At 43.8% G+C, this 20,952-nt stretch carries 21 protein-coding genes and 1 pseudogene; 9 read left to right on the top strand and 13 right to left on the bottom strand.

What is annotated here, in order from left to right; all coding sequences use genetic code 11:
- Nucleotides 1–148: 148 nt before the first annotated feature.
- The 6 genes from IM319_RS12790 to IM319_RS12765 all read right to left on the bottom strand — a co-directional run bounded on the left by IM319_RS12790 (nt 149) and on the right by IM319_RS12765 (nt 6,579).
- A complete protein-coding gene (locus tag IM319_RS12790; RefSeq protein ID WP_287735849.1) occupies nt 149–1,360 on the bottom strand; it encodes a glycosyltransferase in 1,212 nt (403 codons plus the stop codon).
- A 73-nt stretch (nt 1,361–1,433) separates the two neighbouring features.
- Entirely contained in the window at nt 1,434–4,100 is a 2,667-nt protein-coding gene (locus IM319_RS12785; RefSeq protein ID WP_287735848.1) for a methyl-accepting chemotaxis protein, read from the bottom strand.
- Nucleotides 4,101–4,189: 89 nt separating this feature from the next.
- Nucleotides 4,190–4,720: a chemotaxis protein CheW gene (locus IM319_RS12780; protein WP_287686257.1), complete on the bottom strand. Its 531-nt coding sequence runs from the start codon at nt 4,718–4,720 to the stop codon at nt 4,190–4,192.
- A gap of 91 nt (nt 4,721–4,811) precedes the next feature.
- On the bottom strand, nt 4,812–5,177 hold the full coding sequence (locus tag IM319_RS12775; protein ID WP_287735847.1) for a response regulator transcription factor: 366 nt from the start codon (nt 5,175–5,177) through the stop codon (nt 4,812–4,814).
- A 217-nt stretch (nt 5,178–5,394) separates the two neighbouring features.
- Entirely contained in the window at nt 5,395–6,183 is a 789-nt protein-coding gene (locus tag IM319_RS12770; RefSeq protein WP_287735846.1) for an RNA-guided endonuclease InsQ/TnpB family protein, read from the bottom strand.
- Nucleotides 6,184–6,279: 96 nt separating this feature from the next.
- Complete coding sequence (locus IM319_RS12765) at nt 6,280–6,579, bottom strand: (2Fe-2S) ferredoxin domain-containing protein (RefSeq protein ID WP_002786792.1); 300 nt, start codon at nt 6,577–6,579, stop codon at nt 6,280–6,282.
- Between the two features lie 293 nt (nt 6,580–6,872).
- Here IM319_RS12765 and IM319_RS12760 point away from each other — a divergent pair, with 293 nt between their 5' ends.
- From IM319_RS12760 to IM319_RS12720, 9 genes are all read left to right on the top strand, one after another.
- A complete protein-coding gene (locus tag IM319_RS12760) occupies nt 6,873–7,574 on the top strand; it encodes an NnrU family protein (RefSeq protein WP_286827144.1) in 702 nt (233 codons plus the stop codon).
- 88 nt (nt 7,575–7,662) lie between these two features.
- Nucleotides 7,663–8,004 carry a thioredoxin family protein gene (locus tag IM319_RS12755; RefSeq protein ID WP_287735845.1) on the top strand — a complete coding sequence of 114 codons (342 nt, stop codon included), beginning with the start codon at nt 7,663–7,665 and terminating at the stop codon, nt 8,002–8,004.
- Nucleotides 8,005–8,126: 122 nt separating this feature from the next.
- Entirely contained in the window at nt 8,127–8,783 is a 657-nt protein-coding gene (locus IM319_RS12750) for a vWA domain-containing protein (protein ID WP_287735844.1), read from the top strand.
- A gap of 13 nt (nt 8,784–8,796) precedes the next feature.
- The gene (locus tag IM319_RS12745) at nt 8,797–9,555 is read left to right on the top strand and encodes a PP2C family serine/threonine-protein phosphatase (protein ID WP_287735843.1); all 759 of its coding nucleotides are present in this window, start codon (nt 8,797–8,799) and stop codon (nt 9,553–9,555) included.
- A gap of 83 nt (nt 9,556–9,638) precedes the next feature.
- The gene (locus tag IM319_RS12740) at nt 9,639–9,932 is read left to right on the top strand and encodes a nucleotidyltransferase family protein (protein WP_286827148.1); all 294 of its coding nucleotides are present in this window, start codon (nt 9,639–9,641) and stop codon (nt 9,930–9,932) included.
- Nucleotides 9,929–10,264, top strand: a complete 336-nt coding sequence (locus tag IM319_RS12735) for a HepT-like ribonuclease domain-containing protein (RefSeq protein ID WP_286827149.1) — start codon at nt 9,929–9,931, stop codon at nt 10,262–10,264. Before IM319_RS12740 ends, IM319_RS12735 begins: the two co-directional genes overlap by 4 nt.
- Before the next feature lie 97 nt (nt 10,265–10,361).
- Nucleotides 10,362–12,170: an SUMF1/EgtB/PvdO family nonheme iron enzyme gene (locus tag IM319_RS12730; RefSeq protein WP_287735842.1), complete on the top strand. Its 1,809-nt coding sequence runs from the start codon at nt 10,362–10,364 to the stop codon at nt 12,168–12,170.
- Between the two features lie 316 nt (nt 12,171–12,486).
- Nucleotides 12,487–12,735 (top strand): hypothetical protein, encoded by a 249-nt coding sequence (locus IM319_RS12725; protein WP_287673129.1) that lies wholly within the window; start codon nt 12,487–12,489, stop codon nt 12,733–12,735.
- Entirely contained in the window at nt 12,722–13,147 is a 426-nt protein-coding gene (locus tag IM319_RS12720) for a type II toxin-antitoxin system VapC family toxin (protein WP_287673128.1), read from the top strand. Before IM319_RS12725 ends, IM319_RS12720 begins: the two co-directional genes overlap by 14 nt.
- 166 nt (nt 13,148–13,313) lie before the next feature.
- Here the strand turns inward: IM319_RS12720 and IM319_RS12715 are convergent, their stop codons facing one another.
- From IM319_RS12715 to IM319_RS12685, 7 genes and pseudogenes are all read right to left on the bottom strand, one after another.
- Complete coding sequence (locus IM319_RS12715) at nt 13,314–13,592, bottom strand: hemolysin XhlA family protein (RefSeq protein ID WP_286825088.1); 279 nt, start codon at nt 13,590–13,592, stop codon at nt 13,314–13,316.
- A 217-nt stretch (nt 13,593–13,809) separates the two neighbouring features.
- Complete coding sequence (locus IM319_RS12710; protein WP_004162818.1) at nt 13,810–14,778, bottom strand: cysteine synthase A; 969 nt, start codon at nt 14,776–14,778, stop codon at nt 13,810–13,812.
- A gap of 24 nt (nt 14,779–14,802) precedes the next feature.
- Nucleotides 14,803–15,003, bottom strand: a pseudogene (locus IM319_RS12705) (PhoH family protein); the annotation flags it as partial.
- A gap of 412 nt (nt 15,004–15,415) precedes the next feature.
- Nucleotides 15,416–16,216 (bottom strand): formylglycine-generating enzyme family protein, encoded by an 801-nt coding sequence (locus IM319_RS12700; protein ID WP_287735841.1) that lies wholly within the window; start codon nt 16,214–16,216, stop codon nt 15,416–15,418.
- 423 nt (nt 16,217–16,639) lie between these two features.
- On the bottom strand, nt 16,640–16,966 hold the full coding sequence (locus IM319_RS12695) for a UPF0175 family protein (RefSeq protein ID WP_287735840.1): 327 nt from the start codon (nt 16,964–16,966) through the stop codon (nt 16,640–16,642).
- A gap of 143 nt (nt 16,967–17,109) precedes the next feature.
- A complete protein-coding gene (locus IM319_RS12690) occupies nt 17,110–19,992 on the bottom strand; it encodes a formylglycine-generating enzyme family protein (RefSeq protein ID WP_287735839.1) in 2,883 nt (960 codons plus the stop codon).
- Nucleotides 19,989–20,948: an AAA family ATPase gene (locus tag IM319_RS12685; protein ID WP_287735838.1), complete on the bottom strand. Its 960-nt coding sequence runs from the start codon at nt 20,946–20,948 to the stop codon at nt 19,989–19,991. The genes IM319_RS12690 and IM319_RS12685 overlap by 4 nt, the downstream gene beginning before the upstream one ends.
- Nucleotides 20,949–20,952: the final 4 nt, after the last annotated feature.

Genomic DNA, 20,952 nt, shown 5'->3' with positions numbered 1-20,952 from the left:
TCGATAATCCTATTAAGAATTAATTCGGAAAAATCCTCACAGGAGTTGACTAGACAGGGTTTTAGCAATCAGATGTACTGCATTTAAACTGCCTATTGAGAATTTTAGTACAGTGGCTGCTCCCAATCTTCGCAACAACAGTGAACAGTTACTGTTCATCATTCAATACACTTGCTCCCAGAGCTTCTAGGGTTTCTTGCAGCATTTCAGCGCGAGAGAAATTACCCTGATCTTTCAATAATTGTAGGCCTTTTTGCCAAATCTCGATCGCCTCATTATAACTACCGAAAACTATATAAGCAACCCCTAGATTTTGGTAAATAGTGGGATTATCGGGGTTTAACTTGAGAGCTTTTTTATAAGCTTTAATCGATTCTGGTAGCCGGTGCAGTTGTTTGAGAACCAGTCCTAAATTATAGTAACCATCGGCATAGCTAGGATCAATTTCTACGGTTTTCTCAAAGATAGATAAGGCCGCTTCGTATTTTTCTGCTTCGTATAATAACCCACCAAAATTATTATAGGCACCCAGTTTTAACTTATCTAAAATTGGCTGCTTAATCGCTTTAACAAAATGATCGCCTGATTGCTTAAATTCCTCCACTGAATAATAATAATTAGCGAGATGATAATATAACTCGTATAAAATATGAGGATTAGAGCCATGGCATTTTAAACCATGTTTGAGCAGCTTAAAACCCTCTTTATCCCTGCCAATCTTCAGATATAACCCTCCCAATTTACTACACACATAGGGATCGTGGGGATGTTGCTGATAAAAACCCTCCATCGCTTTTCTTGCCCGTTCAAACTTATCTAAGCTGGCTATTTTATCGACGGTGTAACCGTAGTGAAAGATAGCAATTTCTGGCAGTTCAACTATTTTCCAACCAGGTTCTTTTTTTAATAAAATAGCCACATTATCATCAATAATTGAGTGATAGGGACGGGTAAAAGTGACCTGAGGATGTCGGCGAAATAGCCGCGAAATTAGAGAATAAGGTGATTGTACGGCTCCGATTTCATGGCGGATTAAATTAATCACTAAATTTTCCTCTTTTTCCATTGCCCGACGCATTTTCGCTACGATAGCGGGATTTAATTCCTCATCAGCATCAAGGACTAAAATCCAATCGCCAGTAACATATTTTAAAGCCTCATTTCTGGCATCGGAAAAATTACCCCGCCAATCGTAGCTAGGAACTATGGCACCGTAACTTTGAGCAATAGCAATCGTATCATCGGTCGAACCCGTATCCATAACGATCATCTCATCCACCACCCCTTTAACGCTATCCAAACAGCGCCGGAGATTTTCGGCTTCATTTTTGACAATCATGCAGAGACTAAGTTTAGGCATAACTTTACTCACTCTAGCGGTCAATCTTGAGCGATAGCGGCTAATCAATAACCCACCGATTACCGCTCACCGATTATCGATCATCCTCTGAGTCTACCTTAAACCGTTCTACCGAAGACAGCAGCTCCCGGGAGATACTCACCAGTTTTTGCAGAGAACCGGCCACCCGTTGGGATTCTTGGGAAGTTTCCTGAGCGGTTAACTCCACCGACTGCATAACTTGGGCGACATTGAGGGAATTTTCCCGTTGTTTAACCGTATCGGCGGTAATCGATCGCACCAGCGTATCGATGCGGTTAGAAACTTGGATAATATCTTCTAGGGACTTCTTCGCCTGTTCCGAGCGCTCGGTGACATCGATCACCTGTTGAATCCCTTCCTCCATCGCCGTCATTACCGAACCCGTTTCCGATTGAATCTGTAAAACGATCTGTTCAATTTCCTTAAGAGATTTAGCGGCTCTATCGGCCAACTGACGCACCTCATCGGCCACAACCGCAAAACCGCGGCCCGCCTCTCCTGCTCGCGCCGCTTGAATCGAGGCATTAAGAGCCAATAAATTGGTCCGCGAGGCAATCTGAGAGACTACCGCGACAATTTTCGAGATTTCCTGGGAAGCTTCCGCCAAACGCTTGACTTTTCGCGCCGTTTCTGATACGGTCTCGCGGATTTGCAGAATTCCCGCCACGGTTCTTTCCACGGAATCGCCCCCCTTCAGGGCGGTAATCGAGGAAGTGCGGGCGACTTCTTCGGCTTCTCTGGCGTTTTCTGCCACCCGTTGAATTGAGTCGGTCATCATCTGTACCGAATTAAGGGTGACGGCCAATTCCTCCGCCATCCGCAGGGCATCGCTAGACTGATTGCGGGCGAAAGATTCACTATTGGTACTGCCTTGATTCACCTGTTTTGCCGCTTTTTTCACCTGTCGGACAATTTCGCGCAGGTTTTGGATAGTCAAATTAAAAGCATCGGCCACCGCCCCTAAAACATCGGCGCTTACCTCCGCTTCCACGGTCAGATCTCCCCGAGCTGCTCCTTCCACATCATCGAGAAGTCGAATTACTTGCCGTTGTAAGTCTTCCCGTTCCCGTTCCGTTTCGGCGGCGCGGCTTTGGGCTTCCGTGGTGGTAACTACCACCACCCGAGCCATCTGATTGAAACGATTGGCCAGTTGACCGAATTCATCTTCCGAGTAGATCGTCGCTTTAGCGTTAAAATTACCTTCTGAGAGATGATCGAATTGGCTTTGCAGATCGTTGAGACTGCGCTTAATCTGACTAATTAGCAACTGTAGGCCTAGCCAAGTCAGGGCAAAGGTTCCCAATCCAGTTAATAACATCATTGCTGGTTTCGGTTGACTCCAAGGAGAAAGGCTGGCTGGTGCTGGCGGTTTTGGGGCCGGTTTGGGGGCAACCTTTTCGGTTTTTGCCCGGCTATTCGGGGCTGGTTTGGCAGCCAAGAGCGTAGAAAGCCAAGAGGTGGTACTAACGGCAAAAATTATGATCACAGGGGTAATACCCGCTAAAGCCGCTAGGATTAGTTGTTTTTTGCCTAAAGAAGCGTTGACAAAAAAGCCTAATTTGTCCGGAGCGACTTCCACCACTGGCTTGAGCAAGAGATCGGAAGCATGGGTAAGATGACTATCTCTTTTGTCATTGGGGGTTTTTAGACGAGAAGGATTAAAACTAGGCTCTCCCACACCAGAACTGGCATTAAGGCCCGCACTGGGTTCGGGGAGAAAACCACCACTTAAAGCTTCCCCCCCCGAAAGGGTAAATAGCTCCCAGTCCCCCAGTCCTTCAACCGTATCCGTCAGAGCCAGTGGGGAAAAACCGTCTAAATCCTCATCATTGAGTTCTGATTCCCCAAAATCTCCGGTGTCTTCCTCCTCGTATCTTTTTTGAGTGACTCGGCCAGTTTTTGCCCCTTGTGGGCGGGTCGATTCCGGGTCAATGGCAAAAGCGCTTTCTTCTAGGGTATCCCTATAGGATAACTCCTGATCTCTGCCGGTGAGGGGATTTCCTCCCAGATCAGAGGAAACCATAAAAGTGGCTTCTCCCGTTGACCCTAGCTCACCGTCCCACCCTTCCTCCAGCGAGTCAATCTCCGCTGCTTCTAAAAAGGGGAAAGGGGCTTCCCCCTCCGCCGAATCGCTAGACCACTGGGAACCGTGAGAGCCAGTGCCCGCCAGGTTAGGGGAACTAAAGGCGGTTTCCTCCGATTCCTCAAAATCATCGTCATAGGAATGGACTTTACTTACCGTAGGCTCGCCGGGATCCTCCTCATTGAAAAGACTGCTATTCCAATCCAGCTCTTTATTTTGTCCATCGGGGTCAGCCCCTTGCGACTTCCTGGAGCGAGAATGGTTAAAACCTTGACCTAGATCGAAAGCTGCCTCGCTGTAGACAATGCTTTCCGTAGCAGCGATCGTAAAATCTCCCTCCTCGGTTTCAAAACCCAATTGCCGAATCTGATCGAGACCACGCTGGGCATAATCGACTAGATCGGAGCCATTGGGAGAAGTTTTAGCCAATTGCAGCACTGTTTCGTAACGTTCCTCAGCCAATCTGTATTGTTGTAGTCCTAGATAAATGTGACCCTGTAAAAGTATGACATTGACATCCTCGGGATACTTGCTGGTCATCTCTTCGACAATGACGGCGGCATCCTCAAGGTTGCCCTGGCAATAGGCGGTGTTAGCCTTTCTATAGAGTTTTGCGTATTCTGTCCCTGACGGCATTTGCCCCTCCCCTAGTAAAGTTAAATCAAGTAGTTAGTAGTTTTAAGAAAGAATTGCTATAAATCCTATTCTGCTATTTTTTTGAGGTTTTAAGCCGCCCAACGGGCAGAACGGAGTATGGCCAGATGATCGAGTAGTCTTAAGGTTTTTTTTGATTCTTGGCCCAGAATCCACTCTCCCTGCACATAGGGGGCGATCTGATCGGGAATACTGGCGGCACTACCTAGTTGGTCTGGGTCGAGCCATTCCATATCTCCCAAACGTTCCACCGCTAAACCGAGGATCGTTTCCTCTTCTTCAAGCGCAATTATCGGAATTTCGGCTCGATCGGTGTTTAAGCGGCTGCTATCCCCCAAAAATTGCCCGAGATCCGCCACCCAGATCACTTGACCCCGGAGATTGATCGTGCCGAGGAGCAAGGGTGAAGCATTGGGAATGGGGGTAATGCGATCGAGTGGTTGCTGTATTACCTCGCAAATTCCCACGGCACTAAGGGCAAACTCGTCCTGAGAGGGTAGATAAAATCGCAAGTACAGTTCACCAACGGGAGTTTTTAATTCCTGATTATCGGGGGCGATATTTTGAGCGTTACCAGTAAAAAAATCGGCGTTGTTAAGCATGAGTTTAGTTCTCTTGCAACTAATAATTCGGGCGGCGTTTTTAGCTGTCTTGACCTATGCCATAGCTAGACTGTCCCCAGTGAGGGCGATTTTATCGGCGCAACAGTTGTTTAATGGTATAAATGAACTCAATCGGTTCAAAGGGCTTGACAATGTAGGCATCGGCTCCGATTTTCATGCCCCAATAGCGATCAAAGACTTCCCCTTTCAAGGAACAAATGACCACCGGGACATTTTTGGTTTTTGGATCCGACTTGAGACGACGACACACCTCATAACCATTCATGCGGGGCATGACGATATCGAGGACGACGAGATCCGGATTGGCTCTCTGAATATGTTCGAGGGCTTCCACCCCATCCGTGGCGATCGTGACCTTAATGCCGCTATTGCGGAGTAAATCACAGATCAGTTCCCGTTGCGCTTGGCTGTCTTCTACCAGCAATATTTCGCTCATAACTCCCTACCTAGCTAGGCTGCCAAGAACAACAATGGCAAAAGATGCCCGATAATAGTCCCCGTTGACCGGATGCTCCGAAATTTCTCTCATTTTTGCCTCCAACGCAATCTGAAATTTATCAGGGGTTTCCCTCTAAACAAGGACTTGATTCACCGCTCAACTAAACCTACTCAAACTTACTTAAAAGTCTGAAAGCTTAGTCATTCGTAGTGGGTCAAGCACGGAGCGGATTAAACGGCAAACCCTTTATTCCCTGGTCAATGACATCAGTAATTACTTTTCTAATGATGTTAAATGCCCCATTGACATCGGCATTTAACAAATGATTTGTTCCCATTCTATAAAGCCCCCTAGTTAATCTTTTTCCCTTAAATAATGGTTTTTCTTCACCATATTTAGGTAACTCATCCCTATGTAAGGCACTGGATTGTGACGTATAGGATTCTTCAGTTATTATGACTTTTATTCCTTTTAATTGAGCTTTATAGGTTAACATTTCTATTAATCTATGATGAGGAATATTGACCAATTGTTGATGATTCCTTTTTCCTAGATTAAGAGATTGTTTCATCCACTCATTATGCCCAATTATTAATGTCCCTATTTGAGGTCGAATACACCAATCTATTACTTTTTTGCTGGCTGTGTGGAGATAATTTTCTCCTCGACAGTTTCGTTTATGGGTTAGGAATATCAATCTCTTAGATGAGGGTTGATTATTTTGGGTTTTCAGTTGAGATTGTAAGCGGGAACGTTGTTTATTGTAGAAGGTGTTAATTGCTTTTAAGTATCTGCCATTTACCAAAAGAGGTGCTACACCTGTTTGATTCGTAGTTACAGCCATTAAGTTATTAACTCCTAAATCTACCACAGCTATCTGTTGTTTATCTGTGGTTTCCGACCGTCTTTCATAGACGATTTCAATGACATAACAGCTACTTTTGGGGACAATTCTCGCTGCAATTATTTCTCTCTTGGATGTGGGAATTTTTAAGTCGCTCATAGACAATAGACTAAGCTGAAATCACAGGCACTCAAAGGGTTTAATCTAGGAGCAAAAGACTCTTGTGAAGCATCACTTAAAAATTGATGATCAAGTTTACTGCCATTGAGCGTGAATGCGTGGATGGAGTAAACGCTCAACCGGTTGACCGTTTTTTAAATGTTCTTCGACAATCTGATTGACATCCTCTGGTTTAACACGACAGTACCAAGTTTCCTCGGGAATAATTCTCACCGTGGGGCTAGTGCTACACTGTCCTTGACAACCACTGGTCATAACGATGACATCTTCTGGGAGAGCTGCCGTTTGCCATGCTAAAAGAAGCTCGGACGCACCCTGCACCAAACAGGAAGAATGCTGACAGACCATCACAAATCGCTTTTGCGGATAAGACATAAGCTGCTCGCGTATTTAAATTTCTTGTTGAGATGAGGGTTGAGGCACTCTTGCAAGGGGCAAGGGGGGCTAATCTAAGTATAGGCGGTTTAAATGCGTCTTAGCATACTACCTAAAAAGTTGCAAAATTAGATAGTTCCCCGGGTATATTCTTGGGAATGGCTTTGAGGAAGCATAGTTTTATTTTGCCCCGAATCCCCGATACTGGCAATACAAAAAAAGGGGGCGAAAAATTAACCATCAATCTTTAAAATAGAATTCGGAGAAAAATTTAGTCAATCAAGAGGGCAAAAGTGGCATTCGCTAGTCATTGGATTATGTTAGGTTTATTACTGGGTTTTGCCGTCGCGCATAGCGGATTAGCCAGTTTACGAATGGGGGGAGAAGCTATCATCGGTGCGCGACTGTATCGGGTATTATTTGCCCTTGTTAGTATCCCTCTAGCGGTAATTTTAGTAGTTTATTTCTTCAATCATCGTTATGATGGTTTGCTTCTCTGGCAAGTACAGGGAGTAACCGGAGTAAAAACCCTAGTTTGGATACTTTCGGCCATTTCTTTTTTCTTTCTCTATCCTGCCACCTTTAACCTGCTGGAGATCGCCGCTATCCAAAAACCGCAGGTTCATCTCTACGAAACCGGCATCCTGCGCGTTACCCGTCACCCCCAGATGGTAGGACAGGTGATCTGGTGTATTGCTCACACCCTCTGGTTAGGGACAAGCTTTACCCTATTGACTTCCCTAGGTTTAATTGCCCATCATCTTTTTGCTGTCTGGCATGGCGATCGCCGGTTAGAGAACCGTTACGGAGAGGCATTTTTAAAGGTCAAAGAACGCACCTCGGTGATTCCCTTTTTAGCGATTATCGATGGTCGGCAAAGCCTAAAATGGCAAGAATTCCTTCGTCCTGCCTATCTAGGAGTAACAGGGTTTATTTTACTCCTCTGGTGGGCGCATCCTTGGCTAATGCAGGCAACAAGTAAAATTTATTGGTGATTTTGCTCCCAACCCCTTTCTTATTGATCCCGATTGGTGTAGAATGGTTGCCATATCAAAATCAAGTTTTCATAAAATCTGTTTAGACATGATACTATCTGTAAACGAAAAGAGCTTCCATAAGCTAGTTTTAGAGTCTTCCCGTCCGGTTATCGTGCATTTTTGGGCTCCTTGGTGTGGTTTATGTCGTTTAATCCAACCCACCCTCTGTTCTTGGCAAAATGAGTGTCAAGGCGCAATTCAATTAGTCAGTGTCAATGCCGATGAGAATTTTCAATTAGCTAATAGTTTTCGTCTGCGTAGTTTACCTACGTTAATTCTCTTCGATCAAGGTGTTCCCGTTCATCGTCTGGAGGAAATTCACAGTCGCGAGGAATTGCATCAAACCCTGCGACTAATGGCCAAAAATCAAATCCTGCGTTCAGCTTAAGGGAAACATACCTTTTCTGATGGGACTGGCAGAGATAATATAATAGGGCAAAAAGTAGATAATCCCAATTCCTAAAACTACCATAGTTCCCCCAGTTCAAAAATTTAGGAGGCTTGAAAAAAATGCCGATTGGTGTGGCTGAATTTGTCGAAAACCAGGAAACTCGCTGTCCTGTGGTGCTACTACTAGATACCTCTGGTTCAATGCAAGGGGAACCGATTAAGGCTCTCAATGATGGGATCAAAACCTTTCAACAGGATGTGATGCGAGATATCCAAGCGACGTTGAGCGTACAAACCGCCATTGTCACCTTTGGCAATGGAGGGGTTAAAACCGTGCAAGATTTTGTCGGAATTGATCAATTTACGCCACCTACTTTAACCGCAGGAGACTTAACCCCCATGGGAAAAGCGATTGAATTGGCCTTAGATTTAATCGAAGATCGTAAAGCGATTTATAAAACTCATGGTATCCAATATTATCGCCCCTGGGTATTTTTAATTACTGATGGTGCGCCTACGGATCAATGGAATCTGGCGGCGCAACGGGTAAAACAAGCCGAAGCAGAAAATCGGGTTTTATTTATTTCTGTAGGTGTTCAGGGTGCTGATATGGAGAAGCTCAAACAGATTTCTAATAAACCCCCCGTGTTACTCAATGGTTTAGATTTTCGGGACTTATTTCAGTGGTTAAGTAACTCAATGAAACGAGTTTCTAGTGGTAAAATTGGAGCGGCGATCGAGTTACCACCAGTGAATTGGGGACAAATTACCACCTAGAGGACAGTTAATTATGTGGAGAACATTATGTCAGTCGGTGGTCGGTAGTTTTCATGTGCAAACGGGATTACCCTGTCAAGATTACGGTGCTTATAAATTATTGGGTCAGGATGTTTTGATTGGAGCCGTGGCCGATGGGGCCGGTAGTGCCAAACATTCGGATTTGGGTGCGAAAAAAACAGTTGAAGCAGCGCTGCAATTTTTAGAGGAAAATCTCAAAAAAACAGCATTTGCGGCAACTGGAACTGAAGCCGAATTAAAGGAAATATTCCGGCGACTGTTGGCTCATATTCAGCAAATTCTCCAAGAAGAAGCCGAAAAAGAACAGTTAGACATTAATGATCTAGCGACAACTTTACTGGTGGTTTTGGTTACTTCAAAACGATTAGCGGCGATGCAGATAGGAGACGGTTTTATTGTGTTCAAACCTGTGGGAGGAAATTATCAGTTATTGTTCCGGCCTGACAAGGGAGAATACATCAATGAAACCACTTTTGTTACTTCTAGCAATGCTTTGGAGGATATGCAAATAGGAGTTTTAACTGAGCCAGTTGCGTTTATTTGTGTGGCGACGGATGGAGTGGAAAAGGTATCGATCGATTATAAAAATTGGCAGCCTTTTCCGCCTTTTTTTCAGCCATTAGAAGATTATTTGCAACAGACAGAAACTCCGTCGAAGGAAGACCTCAAAGAATTTTTAGAGCGGGAGGATTTAAATAAGTTAACAACCGATGATAAAACGCTACTCCTAGCTTTTTGTTTAAGAAACTGAGGGGTTTAAGAAACCGGGTTTGTCAAACAAACCCGGTTTCTGGATCTGGTTCAACCCAACCTATGATAAGACTGTGGTAAATCATGAAAATTGACGAATTACTCAAAAACAAACGAGAAAAAATTATTGCTATTGCGGCTAAACACGGCGCAAATAACGTGCGAATTTTTGGTTCTATTGCACGGGGAGAAGCTGACGAAAAAAGCGATATTGATTTATTAATTGATTATTGTAGCGAACGTCGGAGTCCCTGGTTTCCCTTGCCGTTAATTCGAGAACTTGAAGCCTTGTTAGGCTGCAAAGTTGATATTGTTACCGAACAGGGACTTAAAGATAGAATCAGAGAGCGGGTACTTAAAGAAGCAATACCACTATGAGAGATGATAGCGAACGCTTGCGGGATATTTTAGAAGCAATTGAGCGTTTAGAAAAGTATGCTCGACAGGGAAAAACCCTGTTTGAACAACAAGAATTAATTCAAACTTGGATTGTCTATCATTTACAAATTATTGGTGAAGCAGCTAGAGCAACTTCTCAAGAATTTAAAGCAAGATATCCCGAAGTTCCTTGGCGAGATGCCAGCGATCTAAGAAACTTAACTATTCATGAATATTTTCGTATCAATCTAGAGATTATTTGGGATATTGTTGAAAATGACATTCCCCCTCTAAAAGGACAAATCGAAGCTATTTTACAGAAATTGATTTGACGAAACCCAACTTAATTATTAAAAAAAGTTGGGTTGAACGATAGTGAAACCCAACCTACGATGGGACTTAACAGCACAAATACTCGGAGATTTTTTGATGTCTTTAACTTATCGCTGTCAACTACAGAATCGCCTGATTACCCTAACGCGAGAACTTGCCGACAGTGGCGAGGCGAAAGTATGGCACACTAACTTTAATAGCTACTTAGCGAAAATCTACAAAAAAACCCATAATGAAAGGGTTGATAAATTACAGTTAATGGTGAAAAATCGGCCTAGTGATCCCAATGCTCATCTTAACCATATTTCCTTCGCTTGGCCCTATTCTATCTTAGAAGATAACCAGGGAGAAGTTGTCGGGTTTTTAATGCCAAAAGTGGTGGGTTCAGAAACATTATTAAAGATTTGTACGCCCATAATGAGAAGAAAATACAAGTTAGAAACTAATTGGTATTTTCTTCATGTAGTAGCGCGGAATATAGCCGCTATTATCCAAGCAATTCACCTTAAAGGTTATGTTTTGGGAGACATCAAGCTAGAAAATATCTTAGTGAATAATCGGGGGTTGCCTACAATTATTGACACAGATTCATTTCAAGTATCAGATCCCTATAGCGGTAAAATATATCGGTGTTTAGTTGGCTCAGAAGGATTTACACCGGCGGAATTAATTGGAGTGAATATAGCAGATGTAGATCAAACAGAAGTGCATGATCGCTTTCGATTAGGAGTTGTTATTTATTATCTACTATTTAGCGGGCCGCCGTTTCGGGGATTGTGGCAAGGAGCAGGAGATTCCCTGGAACAGTCGGAACTAATTCGACGGGGACTCTGGCCTTTTTCTGGGGATAAATTGGTTGTACCTAGTAATACTACCATACCATTAAATATCCTACATCGCGACTTACACGCCCTATTTTTGCGCTGTTTCAATGAGGGACATAAATTCCCCCAAAAACGACCGACGGCTGAGGAATGGCGTGGTACTTTGGAAGCTGCATTAAATGAGGTTATACGCTGTGGTAAAATTGATGGTCATTACTACAGCAAAAGTTACGGAAAGTGTTATTGGTGTGAGCGAGCTAGTAATTTAAATCTTGATATTTTTCCGGGTAAAAGTATCGCTACTGTGACACCTACACCCCTACCTAAAGTAGCGCCACCACCGCCCTCTTCGCCATCACCTCCCCCAGCAAAGCTAACTCTATTTACCGAAAACCTACCCAAGGGAATAACACTAGAGATGGTAGGCTTACCAGCAGGTAAATTTCTCATGGGTTCTTCTGAAAGAGATAATGAAAAGCCTCCACACCAAGTTCAAGTCAACAGTTTTGCCATTGGCAAATATCCCATTACTCAAGCACAATATGAAGCGGTGATGGGAACCAATCCCTCTCACTTTAAAAATAATCCCCAAAATCCGGTAGAACAGGTTAGTTGGGACGATGCTCAAGCTTTTTGTCAGAAATTGAGTCAAATAACAGGGAAAACCTATCGCCTACCCACAGAAGCGGAATGGGAATATGCTTGTCGTGCCGGGACAACCACTCGCTATTATTTTGGTGATAATGATAATCAGTTAGGAGATTACGCTTGGTATGACGAAAATTCTAATGACACAACTCATCCCGTAGGACAGAAAAAGCCCAATGGTTGGGGACTGTATGACATGAGTGGCAATGTTTGGGAGTGGTGCGAAGACAATTGGCACGGGAACTATATTGGAGCGCCGGATGATGGCTCGGCGTGGCTTGATAATGATAATGATTATCCAATAGTGCGGGGCGGTTCTTGGTACGGCAATCCTTATTACTGCCGTTCCGCTTACCGCGGCAGCAACTTCCGCCGCGACAGCAACTTCAACTTCGGTTTTCGGGTGGTGTGCGGTGCTGGGAGGACTCTGTAACCCTTATTCTCTTTTTCCCCTTTTTCCTCTTTTTTACTTTTTTCTTTTTTTTTTCTTTCCCGCCGCTAGGCGGGTCGATTTTTTTTTGAGAAAATTGGGGTAGTAATCTGTAGTTTGAGTTAAGGTTCGTAGTTGCGCTTTAGCGCCAACTTGGAATACAATATATAAGGCTCTGCCTTAAAGCGATATTCAGGTAGAACCTGAAGGGAGCATTCCCAGGTAGAACCTGGGAACGGGATAACGAGATAACAAGCAAACCAATAGTGAATCTCCCGTATTTTATTTTAAAATTGATAGAATAAACTATAAAAAGATAATGACAATGGTAAACCTAGAAACAATTCAAAAAGATATTGCGTCCCTTCCCCTCGACGCACAACAGACTATTATTGAACTTGTAGATATTCTAAAAAAACGATATTCTCCCAACCAACAGGAAATTAAAGAGCAGGGAACACAAGATTGGTCTGACTTTATCGGTTGTATAGAAGCTGAACCAGACCTTTCGCAAAACTATAAAACCTATTTAACAAGTGAACTTAATCAAAAATATGATCATTGTTGATACTGGTTTCTGGCTGGCCCTTGCCAATAAAAACGACTCACTTCACCCATTAGCAAAAAAACAATTTCAAAAATTAATCAATCAACAATTTATTACAACCTGGTGCGTTGTCACTGAAACTTGCTACTTACTACAAAAACGAGTAGGAATAAATGTTCCAAAAACCTTTATTCATAAAATATCCACAGGAGAACTACAGGTATTCAACCTCAAAACTAAACACTGCCAACGCCTTGAAGAACTGATGCAAAAATATAGAGATTTGCCAATGGATTTAGCCGACGCATCCTTAGTTATTTTGGCAGAAGAATTAGATTCAGGTAAAATTCTTTCCGTTGATTATCGAGATTTCAATACCTATCGTTGGAAAAATACGGAGCCATTTCAAAATCTTTTTCAAGAACAAATGTAATTTAGTGTCATCATGAATATTCAACTAAAACCCAATCAAGTGCGATTGCCGATCTCGTAGGGTGCGTTAATGTTAATGTAACGCACCGCAACTAACCTATTTTAGCTCACACCCCTCACACCCCACACCCTGCCACCACCGAAAAACTTTTTGCCGCAGACCCTAATTATGATTGAGAAAAAGGGAGAATAATATAGCGAATGACTGTTCCTAGTAAAGCTGTTCCCAAGATGCCGATTAACGTCCAAATCTGGGCTTTCTGAGAGCCTTTTAATTCTTTTGTATCTGCTTTTACTCCTTCAATATCTTTTTCTAAACTATCGACTTTTTCCTCTAATCTCGCCTGTACTATTTTAATATCCATAACATCTTTTTGCAGATTATCTAACTTCTGATTAATTGAACCTAAAATTTCTTTGAGGTCCTGTTCTATAGTAACTGACATCTGATGATTCTCCTAATAATGATAGTTATCAGTATTATTGTCTATCTTGTCTCAAGTGTTTGCCAAACATTGCGCCTCATTTTCCCCTGCTGCCTTCTCTAATTGTTGCCCTACCGCTACCATTATCCCAACTAATCTCCGAGCCGATAATTCCTGATTTTCCTGTAAAATTCTGGTTTCATCGCCTTAATCTAGCTGACTTAACCCTAACAAGAATTTAAGCCAATCCTTTCTCAGCCAACCATTGAGGATTATATAAACGAGATTGATAACGGGACCCACCATCACAAAGAACAGTAACGATGGTGTGGCCTGGCCCCATTTGTTTAGCCAAAGCCACGGCAGCACCGACATTAATACCCACAGAACCCCCCATAAATAAACCATCTTTTTGTAATAGTTGATAAACAACTTTGATGGCAGTGGGATCATCAATTTGAATGGCATCATCTATAGGTGCGCCTTCCATATTAGCCGTAATACGACTATTACCAATCCCTTCAGTAATTGAACTACCTTCCAGGGTAATTGTCCCGGTTTTCACATAACTATATAAACCGCTACCCATCGGATCCGCCACCAGGCAACGCACCTGCGGATTTTGGTCTTTTAAAAACATCGCCACCCCCGCGTAGGTTCCCCCAGTTCCCGTGGCAGCCACCCAAGCATCAATTTTACCGTCGGTTTGTTCCCAGATTTCCCGGCCGGTGGTTTCGTAGTGAGCGCGACGATTAGCCAGATTATCGAATTGATTGGCCCAGATAGCATTTTCCATCTCACTGGCCAATCTCCCCGATAATTTAACGTAATTATTGGCATCTCGGTAGGGAACGGCGGGAACAGTACGCACTTCCGCGCCAAGGGTTCTTAAGAGGTCGATTTTCTCTTGGGATTGGGTATCGGGAATGATAATCAGGCATTTATAACCTTTAGCATTGCAGATATGGGCCAAACCGATGCCAGTATTGCCGGCAGTTCCTTCGACAACGGTTCCCCCCGGTTGGAGAGTACCGGCTTTTTCCGCTTCTTGGATAATATATAAAGCGGCGCGATCCTTGACCGAACCACCGGGGTTAAGAAATTCGGCCTTACCGAGAATCTCGCAGCCGGTTTCCTCGCTAAAACTATTGAGACGAATTAGGGGAGTATTACCCACCGCATCGACGAAACCATGTTTAATATCCATAATCTGTTATTTTTCGTGCTTTTCCTAGGCTGAGACGATTTTTTGTACTAAGGGATGACGCACCACATCGGCCCGCGATAGGTAACAAAAAGCGATCCCTTCTACTGATTTTAGGATTTTTTGAGCGGCAATTAACCCCGATTCTTGTGGTTGCGGTAAATCGGTTTGGGTGACATCTCCGGTTACTACCATGCGCGAACCGAATCCCAAGCGAGTTAAGACCATCAATGCGATCGCAATTTCCCAACTGGGGAATTGAATCGTTGGTCAATTTCTACCACTTTAGCTGATACAGTCCTGCTGGCGAGCGAGTGGAAGGAACCACAGAGACACAGAGGACACAAAGATCGATCAGTCCTATGTAAGTTAAGCTGATCACACAAAGAATAGGAGAGCCATGAGCAGCTGTTGATGTAAGCTAAGACGCATTTAAACCGCTTATTCTTAGATTAGCCGAACTTCCCCCAATCCCTTTAATGTTGCCTCTTGTCTCGTCTCAACAAGCAATTTATCCTAAATCCGTTGAGTAACCCGTTTTCTACTCATGATAATTCTCTCAATCCTTTTATAGTACGCATATAGTACATCTGCTCAAAAAAATCGAAAAAGGGTAAAAAGAGAAAAAAGAGAAAAAGGGTTACAAAGTCCTCCCAGCACCGCACACCACGCGAAAACCGAAGTAGTAGCTGAAGTAGTCGCGCCTAACGTTGTAGAAGCGGTAAGCGGAACGGCAGTTATTCGGATTGCTGTACCAAGAACCGCCCCGCAGAGCTTTATATGCCTGATTTTGCTGTTTTTTGCTCTTTTTTATCTCCTCATAATTTTCGCACCAATCATCTTGACACCACTCCCAGACATTTCCGTGCATATCATATAAACCAAAGTCGTTGGCGTAGAATTGCCCAAGAGGGGTGGTTTTTTGGAGATTGCCATTATAGTTGGCTAAATCTGGGGTAAGAATTTCCCCAAAGTGATAGGGGGGGTAGGTTTCTCCTTTGTCGAGATTTAAGGGTTTGGTTTGCGCTCGACAAGCGTACTCCCACTCAGCTTCCGTTGGTAGCCTATATTTTCTTTTACTTAATTTGGAGAGCCTTTGGCAAAATTCCACAGCATCTAACCAACTTACCATTTCAACGGGGTTTGTGCTGCCTTTAAACTCCGATGGCTCTGGTTTTAAATCTTGCTCTACTTTTAAATCTTCTCTTTGGGCAATATATAACCATTGAGCTTGGGTAATGGGATAAATACCCATCAAGAAGTTTTTCAGGGTAACGTTGTGTTGAGGCTTTTCACTTTTATTACTACTTTCTTGTTCTGAAGAACCCATTGTAAAGGTTCCCGATGGTATTTTGACTAATTCTATGTCTAGGTCATCGGTGAGTTTTTCTCTATAGATTAAAAGACGTTTTTGGGTCTTTTGGATGATTATTGTAGGCATAAGTAAGTGATTATGATTAAATTAAAAATTGATTTTATACTCTATCCTTCACCGGCTAATTTTAACACAGAAGTACGAGTAGTGGCATCTAAGCGAAACTTCAGCAATTCTAGTTGACCCTTCGGCCTCGCTCAGGGTCAACATCGAGCGAAGTCGAGACGTTGATTAAGAATTGGCTCAATACGGTGTAGATAACCATTTTGTTTAGCCTTTAATAATATTCCCATTGTTCTAGTGAGTTTTATTCCTAATAAATTTGCATATCGTCTCGCCAAACCATCATCAAGTAAAGCGAGAAAATCGGGAATTTCTATTGCTAAAGCTAATACTTCTTTTTCTCCTTTTCCTAAATCAGTGACAGGGAATCAGTCAAGTAAGTTAGTCTGATAGAGGTATTGAATCGGTGATGTATCGGCAATGACGTTAGGCATTAGCCAGATTCTCGATTAATTCTGCTTCCTTGAGTCGGAAGGTATCAACTCCATAGTCTGCAAGTTTAGAAAGAAAAACAACTCGCGGAATACCTGCTAAGTTGGCAGCAGTGCCAGAGGAAAGTTTTCCCAGTTCATAAAGTTTAATGGCAGCAAGAAGAGAGATTTCCTGTGCTAGTTGTTCTGGGGTGAGATGTAAAGCGAGAGCGGTTTCATCGGGTAGGGAAAGAGTGATTTGGTACATGATGAATCCTAGTATTAATTGATTGTAGGGTTGATTGTAGGGTTGATTGTAGGGTTGATTGTAGGGTTGATTCATGAATCAACCCTACCTTGATAAGGGGGAAACCCAAAACCCGTCTTCAATTTAATTATAACCAGCTACTTATCAGCCAACTCATATATAGTACATTTGTTCAAAAAAATCGAAAAAGGGTAAAAAGGAAAAAAAGAGAAAAAGGGTTACAAAGTCCTCCCGGCACCGCACACCACCCGAAAACCGTTGAGGAAGTAGTCGCGGCGGTCGTCGCTGCCGCGGTAAGCGGAACGGCAGTAATAGGGAAAGTAGCACCAAGAACCGCCCCGCAGAGCTTTATTTGCCTGATTTTGCTGTTTTTTGCTCTTTTCTAGCCGAGGACTACCATCCCTAGATGCGCCTTGATAATTTTCTTGGAAGTCATCCTGACACCACTCCCAGACATTTCCGTGCATATCATACAAACCAAAACCATTGGGGGGAAATTGCCCCACGGGGGTGGTTTCCTTGCGATATTCTCCTGCTGGTTCCTTAGCAAAGGGTTTCGTAGCATCGTAGTTAGCTAAATTTGAGGTGAGGGTTGCTCCGAAGTGGAAGGGGGTGGTGGTTCCAGCACGACAAGCATACTCCCATTCCGCCTCACTGGGTAGCCGATACTGTTTCTTGGTCATTTTAGAGAGCCTTTGGCAAAATTCTACGGCATCTAACCAAGATACATTTTCAACGGGGTTTGTGCTGCCTTTAAACCGCGATGGCTCTGGTTTTAAATCTCGCTCTACTTTTAAATCTTTTCTTTGGGCAATATATAACCATTGAGCTTGGGTAATCGGAGTTTGACTTAGGTAAAACGGGGCGATTTTTACTAAATGTCTGGGGGATTCTCGTTGGAACCAATCCCTATCGTATTTTTTCACTAGCCGCGCTATTTCCCTCTCTTCGGTTCCCATCCAAAACTCCCCCGAAGGAATATAGAGCATTTTTAAGCTGGGGGGATTTTCTTCAAAGTAGAAGGCTCTCACGGGTTCTTTGGCGGTAATTTGTCCCCTCTCATCCACAAAAACGGTTTCAGATTTGAACAGGGTTAGGTTAAATTTCTGGGTGATGATTTCTTCTTCTGTGTTATCCAAGACTTCCCTAAACTTGACTGGGATTGTCTCGGCGGTTATTTCTTCGCTTGCCAAAATTTTAAGCTGCTCAGGGGTTAAACGAAGGCGCTGATACAGTTCCCCATCTTCTACGCTGAAATCCTTAAGTCTATCCTTGAGCAGTTGAAACAATATTTCCTCTCCTCCCGTAAGCTCTTTTACCTTCGCTATGGTTACGGTTTTATATTTCCTTAGCCACTTTTCCTCAACCGGTGGGGGTGAAGGTGAGTCAACCATAGATTGCAGCTTTTGGCTAATTTCTTGGTACTTTGCTTCCCCTAGCTTTTGGAAAACCTTAGCAGATACCTTGGCAAAGGCGCGGACTAGATTAGCAGCTTCTTTGCCGAGGAGAACCTGGGGATTGGTAAGAATAAGACCAAAAAAGGTGGTGGTACTCAGGTTGAGTTTTTGGGCGATGTATTCCGAGAGGACAAAAATTACCTCTAAGGCGCGGCTATTCCCTAGTTCAGTGAGCAGAAGCTCTCTCACCTCATCATCAAATTCAAAATCTAGGCTGTTGGGGGGAGTATGAAAGTTAAATTTACCTCCTTTGTCCCACTTTACCGGTTCCCCTCCTAGATAGACTTTGAGAAAACCACTGAGGATGACTTCTGCTATGTTTAGGGGGTTAGAGGCGCTTAAAAGTTTGCTTTGGATAAGACGGACGATGGGAAGATTTACCGGGGCTGCGGCTAATTTTTTCAGTAATTCCCAAGCTAGAGGTGAGGCGGTACTAGCGAATAGTTCTAGAGCTTGCTTCCCAGACATCTCCGGAGAAATAGTTGCGGGTATTTCTCTGTTTTGGGGAGATTTTTCTAGTAGTACCCCCGCACAGGTGGCGTTGCTGTCACCACTGAGAACGAGCGCCCAAGCTTTTAAAGATGAAGGGGTTAGGGAGATGGTGGGTAGGGGAAAGTAGGTTTTTTGGATTGTTTCTCTGAGAATATGTTGATTTTCCTCTTCCTTCTCAATTTGTAGTAGCAGGGGGATAGAGGTAAATCTCCAGTTTTGTGAAGGTTTCCGGGGGGTTTGGTTGACTAGGGAGACGAACCAACCTCGACTAAGGGCGGTTCTTTCCCACATTGCTTCCGGGAAGGGAGAAAGCAGGGTGACAATTTGGTGTTTTCCCCAGTCCTGAAGAGCTTGGTTATAGCGTCCTTGATACCAGTCTGGGGAAGTACAATCACTGTAGAAGAGGATAAGTCTTTCGCCGCGAGGATGGATGAGATCTTTTGGGTGAATTGAGCAAGTATCGTTAGAGTAGGTACGGATGGCTAATTTTTGCTTGTCTTCGTCCCATCCGATGCGGTAGAGTTTGACATCCCGAAATGCGCCGATTTGTTCTAGCCAATCGCGGATTTCCCCAGCCATTTCTTTCCAAAAGACCATGGAGGCCCATTCTTCAATCAGTAAAACTACCTCTAGGGAACGGACTTTTTTGGCTTGGTAAACGGGTATTAGGGCTAAACTGCCATCTCTCTTGCCGATGCTATACTCGGCCGATTTCTGTACGGTGCTGTTTAGGTTTATTTGTCTTTGGGTGGCTGAGTCTATCTTTTGGATGAGGGGACGCACTGCCCGCCCTAATTTTAGGGTTTCTCGCCAGAATTTGGCGCCGGGGAGGCTAATGGGTAGGGTGTCTGCGCCTATCTTCTCAGGCTGTTTTTGTGCTTCTGTCCCCCGTATTAAGGGAACTTCATCGGATGGGGCTGCTGGCTCTTGGGTTTCGTTTTTACTCTCCTGGGGGGGGTTGTTAGTGGTCGGGGTTTCTTTCTTTTCTTCCCTAGGCTCTGGAGGGGGTTGGGGTTTTCCTTCCTCTTCTTGGGTGAGAACATACCACCATAAACTATCAGCTATCTGGTAACTGTCTAGGTCCCATCCCCTGCCCTTGACAAAGGTGATAAATTTATCAATCAGTTCTGGTGTGGGAGGGGTTTGGGTCATTTATTGCCTGTGTCGGTGAGGTAGGTAAATAGTAGGTTGGTAAGGGACTTTAATTCTGCATCTGTGAGTTTATTTTCGCCCATGCTCATAAAGACGGCGTTTAAAAGCTGGTCTGTTGCTAGTTCCCCTTTTTCTCGTTTTTTAACATATTCTGCGATCGCTGCTTCTATTTTTTTACTTTCGCTACTGGCTTCTTTATAATTAAAATGGCTTTTTACTATGTCTTTTAGTACCTCTGGGGTGGGTTCGGGGATTTCTAAGAGCAGACATCTACGTTTAAAGGGTAGGGGAAAATCCCTCTCGCCGTTGCTCGTCATAATCACTATGGGGAACTGTTGGCAGCTTACCTTGCCTTGGGGGATGGGTTCCCATTCACCGTCATGGGTTTGTACTGGTATTGGTTGGTTTTCGGTATCTTTAGCGAGTCGGGAAAGTTCGGTGATTTCAAATTTTCCCTCTTCAAAAAGGTTTAAGAGGTCGTTGGGTAGGTCGATGTCACTTTTATCTATTTCATCGATAAGCAGTACCCGGGGATAATTTCTCGGACAGAGGGCTGTCCCCAAGGGACCCAAGCGGATATACTGCCCGATGTCTTTTTTTTCTTCTAGTTGGTAATCTTGCAAACGTGCGATCGCATCGTAGTAGTATAATCCCTCTTGTAGGGTGGTGCGGGTATTAATTGGCCAGACTAATACTTCTCCTAAGTCTAATTCGTAGGCGATTGCGTAGGCTAGGGAGGTTTTCCCTGTACCCGGTTTCCCTGTGACTAAAATAGGCCGGCGTAGGTGAATGGCTGCGTTTACGGTTTCCCTGGTTTTATCGTCAACTATGAGTTGTTTTCCCCGCTCCTCGGACTTGTCGGTGGCGAAGCTTCGCCAAGGTGGGATTTCTGGCCAGGGAATCTCATCCCTTGAGCGTTTTTGATGATTGCCTTGAAAGATTTTCCATGAACTCATAGTT

It is taken from the genome of Microcystis sp. M113S1 (genome assembly GCF_020246945.1).
GTDB lineage: Bacteria > Cyanobacteriota > Cyanobacteriia > Cyanobacteriales > Microcystaceae > Microcystis.
This window is presented reverse-complemented; position numbering and strand designations above follow the sequence as displayed.